Below are 1,372 nucleotides of genomic sequence, written 5' to 3' on the forward strand. Positions count from 1 at the left end.
CCCCAGCCGAGCGCCTGCGTGATCTACTGACTACCAACTAAACCGACCTCGTGTTGCGATGACCGGTTGAAACCGCCTGGGCGCAAGGGGGCATCACATCATCGGAGAATCATGAACCGAACGGCAGCGACAGCGAACCGAGCGAACCGGAGCCACCACCCCCGTTACCGACGTTCACAACCGATGCAGTCGACGTGGAACCCGTGACGCCCTGGGCTCCGCTGTAGACCGCGGTGATCGAATGGTTGCCGGTCGTGGTGAAGGTGTGGCTCAGCACGGCCTGCCCACCGACAACATCAACGGCAGTTCCGATCGGAGTCGTTCCGTCGAAGAACTGGACGGTTCCCGACGTCGCGCCGGAAGAACTGACCACAGCCTTCAGCTGCACCTCCGTGCCGACCTTTGCCGAGGACGGAGCCGTCAACGACGTAGAGCTTTCGACATCCGACGGGGTCGGAACCGTGACATTGACGTCGACAGACTCCGCAGTGGACGACGTGAACACCCCGGATCCACTGAATACAGCCGAGACTGCAAAGGTGCCTTCTGCTCCGAAGACGTGCGGGAGCTTGGCAACTCCGTCAACAACCGCGACCGGGGCGCCCAGATCGACTCCACCGATCTTGAACTGAACCGTTCCGCCGGAAGGCACCAGGGCGTCCGAGGGATCTTCGGACACTGTCGCGAAGAGATCAACAGGCAGTCCGACCTTGGCTTCACCCTGAACACTCAGCACCGTCTTTGTCGCCTTGTCGACCGGAGCCGGATCGGACACCGTCACCGTCTGAGCAGGCGCCGACGAACTCACGAAGCCTGCACCGGCGGTGAAGTCAGCCGTAACGCTTTGAGCGCCAGCAGCATCGAATGCGTGCGACAGAGTCGCAACACCGGACGTGACTGTCACCGGTGCACCGATTGCCGTGCCGTTCGACTTGAACTGCACCGTACCGACAGCATTCGAGGGAGCCACGGTAGCGGTCAGATCAACCGCCGTACCCGTGATCGCAGTCGCCGGAACCGAGAGCGACGTCGTGGTCTCGACATCCACCGGAGCCGGATCCGACACCGTCACCGTCTGAGCAGGCGCCGACGAACTCACGAAGCCAGCACCCGCGGTGAAGTCAGCCGTAACGCTTTGAGCGCCAGCAGCATCGAACGCGTGCGACAGAGTCGCAACACCGCCACTCACCGTGACCGGGGAACCGATTGCAGTGCCGTTCGACTTGAACTGCACCGTACCGACAGCGTTGTTCGGAGCAACCGTCGCGGTCAGATCAACCGCAGTACCCGTGATTGCCGTAGCCGGAACCGAGAGCGCCGTCGTGGTCTCCACATCCACCGGAGCCGGATCGGACACCGTCACCGTCTGAGC

1 protein-coding gene is annotated in these 1,372 nt (G+C 62.6%); it reads right to left on the minus strand.

Annotated features, from left to right (window positions below):
* Positions 1-109: 109 nt before the first annotated feature.
* A partial coding sequence (locus tag V3587_RS25205) for an Ig-like domain-containing protein (RefSeq protein ID WP_317829775.1) occupies positions 110-1,372 on the minus strand: 1,263 nt, incomplete at its 5' end.

Origin of the sequence: Rhodococcus sp. IEGM 1306 (genome assembly GCF_036541985.1) — a bacterium.
GTDB lineage: Bacteria > Actinomycetota > Actinomycetes > Mycobacteriales > Mycobacteriaceae > Rhodococcus_F > Rhodococcus_F qingshengii.